Below are 3,673 nucleotides of genomic sequence, written 5' to 3' on the forward strand. Positions count from 1 at the left end.
CGGGCGACGCCCGCCGCGATGAGCGCCTCGCTGCAGGGGCCGGTGCGGCCGGTGTGGTTGCACGGCTCGAGGGTGACGACGGCGGTGGCACCCTGTGCCCGGCCGCCGGCGAGCTTCGAGAGCGCATCCACCTCGGCGTGCGCAGTGCCCGCGCCGCGGTGCCAGCCCTCTGCGATCACGTCGCCGGCGGGGGAGAGGACGACGCAGCCGACCCGCGGATTGATGCCATGCGCCGGCCCGAGGGCGGCGAGCTCGAGCGCGCGCCGCATGGCGGCTTCGATGCGCTGCTCGTCCATCTGTTTCCTTCGGGCCTTCCGCTCGGCTCGGGGGACGCGGACGCGACAACCGCGCGCCATCGCGGCGCGCCGTGTCTCCTCCCATCCGGACTTTAACCGTCGGCACCGGAATTCCACCGGCTCAACCCCCTGCGGGGCTCGCGGACTATCACCGCCGGTTCGGACTCTCACCGACCCCGGAGCACGTATTGCGCAACCATCGTACCCGCGCCGCCTATTCCCTGAGCGTGCCGATGTCATCCGCCGCCACTTCCGGGAATGGCGCACACGCCGCCGCTCGTTACCATCGACCGTGGATCTCGTTCGCTGGCTCTTCGACGCCCAACTGCACATCGGCGACCAGACGGTGCTGTGGCGCGAGGTGATCGGCAACCTGTTCGGGCTGCTCAGCGCCCTCGGCGGCATGCGCCGCAAAGTGTGGGCCTGGCCCGTCGGCATCGTCGGCAACGCGCTGCTGTTCACCGTGTTCCTCGGGGCGGTCTTCGACACCCCGAACCCCGTGAATCTGCTCGGCCAGGCCGGCCGCCAGGTGATGTTCATCATCGTGTCGATCTACGGCTGGGTGCGCTGGACGCGACGGGAATCGACGCGCGGCGAGCGGGTCGCCGTCACACCGCGGTGGGCCTCGTGGCCGGTGCGCCTCGGGCTGGTCGCGGGCATGCTGGGCGGCACGGCGGTGCTCACGCCCCTCTTCCGCGCTCTCGGCTCCTATGAGCCCGTGTGGTCCGATGCGTGGATCTTCGTCGGCTCGCTGCTCGCGACGTACGGCATGGCCAAGGGCTGGGTCGAGTTCTGGCTCATCTGGGTCGCGGTCGACATCGTGGGCGTGCCGCTGCTGTTCAGCGCGCACTATTACGCGTCGGCCGCGATGTATGTCTTCTACGGAGCGTTCACGCTCACCGGCTTCTTCGTCTGGTGGCGCGAACGGGCCCGCATCAACCGCGAGGCCGCGCTGCTCGCCTCGGCGTGAGCTGGCACGTCACATCGGTGGCGTCAGGTCAGTGGCGTCAGGTCAGCGGCGCGCGGTCGCCACGCCGAGCACGCCGGGCAGTTCGGTGAGGGACACGATGCGGCGGATGCCCCAAGCCGCGGCATCCGCCTCGAAGGCGCCCCAGCCGCGCTCGTCACGGTCGATCCAGATGCCGGTGAGACCGGCGGCCGCAGCGCCCAGCGCATCGACGCGCACGCGGTCACCGACGTAGACCGCCTCGCTCGGTGCCACGCCGAACAGCTCGACGGCGTGGGCGAAGATGCGCGGGTCGGGCTTGGCGACGCCGAGCTCGCCCGAGGCGATCACGTGCTCCATGCGGGCGGTCGCGCCGATCTTCTCGATCTTGCGTTCCTGCAGGGCGAGCACGCCGTTCGTGATGATGCCGAAGCGGATGCCCGGCAGGGCGGCCTCGAGCGCGTCGAGCGTTTCGTCGACGTCGTCGTAGGCGGCCCACGCGGCGCGGTACTCGTCGTGATAGCCGCGGAACCAGTCGAGCGCGGCCGCGTCGTCGGCGCCGACGGAGTCATACGGGGCGCCGAGCGCAGCCGTGTGCGCGAGGATGCCGCGCCGGAACGCCCCGGGGTGGTCGAACAGCGTGCCGTCGAGATCGAAGAGCACGACCCGGGGGCCGCGCGTCTGCGCGTCGGTCATGCGTCGGCCGCTTCGCCGGTCGCCTGCTCGCCGGTCGCCTGCTCGCCGGTCGCCTGCTCGGCGTCTGTCGGCCATGCCAGGTAGGAGGCGGTCGTCCCGTCGTCGCCGGCACGGCGACGGCCGTGCCAGTGATCGGGGTGTGAGCCGTCGCGCGCCGCGACCTGCGACGGGCCGATGCCCGTGAAGCGGAAGCCGGCGGCCTTCGCGGTGTGCGCGGAGGCATAGTTGCCGATCGCGCACTCCCAGTGCAGCGTGGCAGCCACCCCGCCCTCGAGCGCCCAGTCGCTGACCGTGCGCACCGCTTCGGCCATCAGGCCGCGCCCGCGGTGGGGTGCGCCGAGCCAGTAGCCCACATCGAGCGACTCGGGGTCGGTCGCCCGCCGGCGGTGCAGGCCCACGACGCCGAGCAGCGGGCCGTCGGCGCTCTCGCGCAGGGCCCAGATGAACTCGCGGCCGAGCTCCCAGCCAGTGGGCACGATCGTGCCGAGGAAGTGCTCGGCGTCCTTCCGGAGATAGGGCCACGGCGTCGTGAGGTATTCGAGGAACAGCGGGTCCTGGCAGTACTCGAACACGCGGTCGGCGTCGCCGAGCACCGGCGTCGAGAGCACGAGCCTCTCGCTGCGCAGCACAACGGGTTCCATCGGCTCCACGCTATCCGCTCATCGATCACGTCTGCCTCCTGCTCAGGTGCAGCTGCACCTGAACGCCGGATTTCGAGTGCAGTCGGGCCGCCACTTTGCCGGGCCAGTGGAGCCAGTACTCGGAACCGCGTCGTTCGATGCGGGCGGCGAAGTCGTGCAGCAGTTTGTGGTGTCGTCGGCACAGGAGCACGCCGTCGCGGACTTCGGACTTGCGGTGGCTGGGGTGAGCCGCCCAGGGGTTGACGTGGTGGTACTCGCAGTCTTCGGGTGGGCGGTCGCAGCCGGGGTAAAGGCATCTGCCGTCTCTCTTGGCGATCGCGCGGCGCTGATTCCGGGTGAAGTAGCGCTTGTCTTTGCCGATGTCGATGGCGTGGCCGGTCTCGTCGAAGAGGGCCGGGGTGTACCCGCGGTCGCACAGCATGCGCAGCGCGTCGGCGGCGGTGATGGGTTCGTCGCGGCCGTCGATCCACGCGATGCCACGGTCAGGGCCGGGGCAGTCGGCGCGGTTGATTCTGAAGGCGGCGCCGGTGTGCGCGGCGCCGGGGCAGGCGGTGTGGTCGCCGGTCAGGTGGCGGCGGACGGCTGCCTCGGTTCCGCGGGCTTTCTCGAGATCGCCCGTGGTGACGGCGACCATGACCTGCGGCTCGTGAGACCTGAACAGGTCGCCATTGTCATGTCCCACGGCGCGGTCGACGAGGTCGACGAGCGTGTCGACCTGGAGCTGCTCGTTGGTGCGCGCATCGTGTTCGAGCTCCTCGGCCCTGGCGATGTCGTCGCTCTTCGTGAACCGGGGGCCGCCGAAGCGGGGCGACAGCAGACGTTTGATCGGCCCGTAGAAGCGCGCGTCGGATTCGGGATCGAGATCGATGTCGTAGTGCGCCATTCCGGAGGCGCGCACGACGCGTCTGAACGAGCGCAGCTCGTATCTCTTCTGCGCTTCGGTGGCAGCCAGGGCTGAGTCGAGCGACCCGCGCATGCGCTTGGCGGCGCGCCCGACGTCCTCGGGGTTCCAGTGCCCGACCCAGCAGTCGCCGATCAGCTCAAGCACGGCGCTGCGCCACGCCTCGGCGAACTCAGGCGCACGAGGCGTGCCG

Annotated in this window: 4 protein-coding genes, 1 pseudogene and 1 riboswitch; of the genes and pseudogenes, 1 reads left to right on the top strand and 4 read right to left on the bottom strand. The window is 70.8% G+C overall.

What is annotated here, in order from left to right; genetic code table 11:
- A pseudogene (locus tag ACM2XV_RS13325) lies at positions 1-296 on the bottom strand (riboflavin biosynthesis protein RibD); the annotation flags it as partial.
- A 69-nt stretch (positions 297-365) separates the two neighbouring features.
- Positions 366-483, bottom strand: a riboswitch (FMN riboswitch).
- Positions 484-588: 105 nt separating this feature from the next.
- Between ACM2XV_RS13325 and pnuC the strand changes: the two are divergent.
- Complete coding sequence (pnuC, locus tag ACM2XV_RS13330) at positions 589-1,266, top strand: nicotinamide riboside transporter PnuC (protein WP_344775252.1); 678 nt, start codon at positions 589-591, stop codon at positions 1,264-1,266.
- A gap of 42 nt (positions 1,267-1,308) precedes the next feature.
- Here the strand turns inward: pnuC and ACM2XV_RS13335 are convergent, their stop codons facing one another.
- The 3 genes from ACM2XV_RS13335 to ACM2XV_RS13345 form a co-directional block, all read right to left on the bottom strand.
- Positions 1,309-1,938 carry an HAD family hydrolase gene (locus ACM2XV_RS13335; RefSeq protein ID WP_487027280.1) on the bottom strand — a complete coding sequence of 210 codons (630 nt, stop codon included), beginning with the start codon at positions 1,936-1,938 and terminating at the stop codon, positions 1,309-1,311.
- Positions 1,935-2,579, bottom strand: a complete 645-nt coding sequence (locus tag ACM2XV_RS13340) for a GNAT family N-acetyltransferase (RefSeq protein WP_487027281.1) — start codon at positions 2,577-2,579, stop codon at positions 1,935-1,937. Before ACM2XV_RS13340 ends, ACM2XV_RS13335 begins: the two co-directional genes overlap by 4 nt.
- Before the next feature lie 25 nt (positions 2,580-2,604).
- Positions 2,605-3,673: HNH endonuclease signature motif containing protein (locus ACM2XV_RS13345; RefSeq protein WP_487027282.1), on the bottom strand; the 1,069-nt coding region annotated here is incomplete at its 5' end.

Source organism: Gryllotalpicola sp. CP2-P1 (assembly GCF_057512245.1).

Coding starts and splice junctions, on each gene's coding strand:
- ACM2XV_RS13335 (WP_487027280.1), bottom strand. CDS start 1,938: ATGACCGACGCGCAGACGCGCGGCCCCCGGGTCGTGCTCTTCGATCTC.
- ACM2XV_RS13340 (WP_487027281.1), bottom strand. CDS start 2,579: ATGGAACCCGTTGTGCTGCGCAGCGAGAGGCTCGTGCTCTCGACGCCG.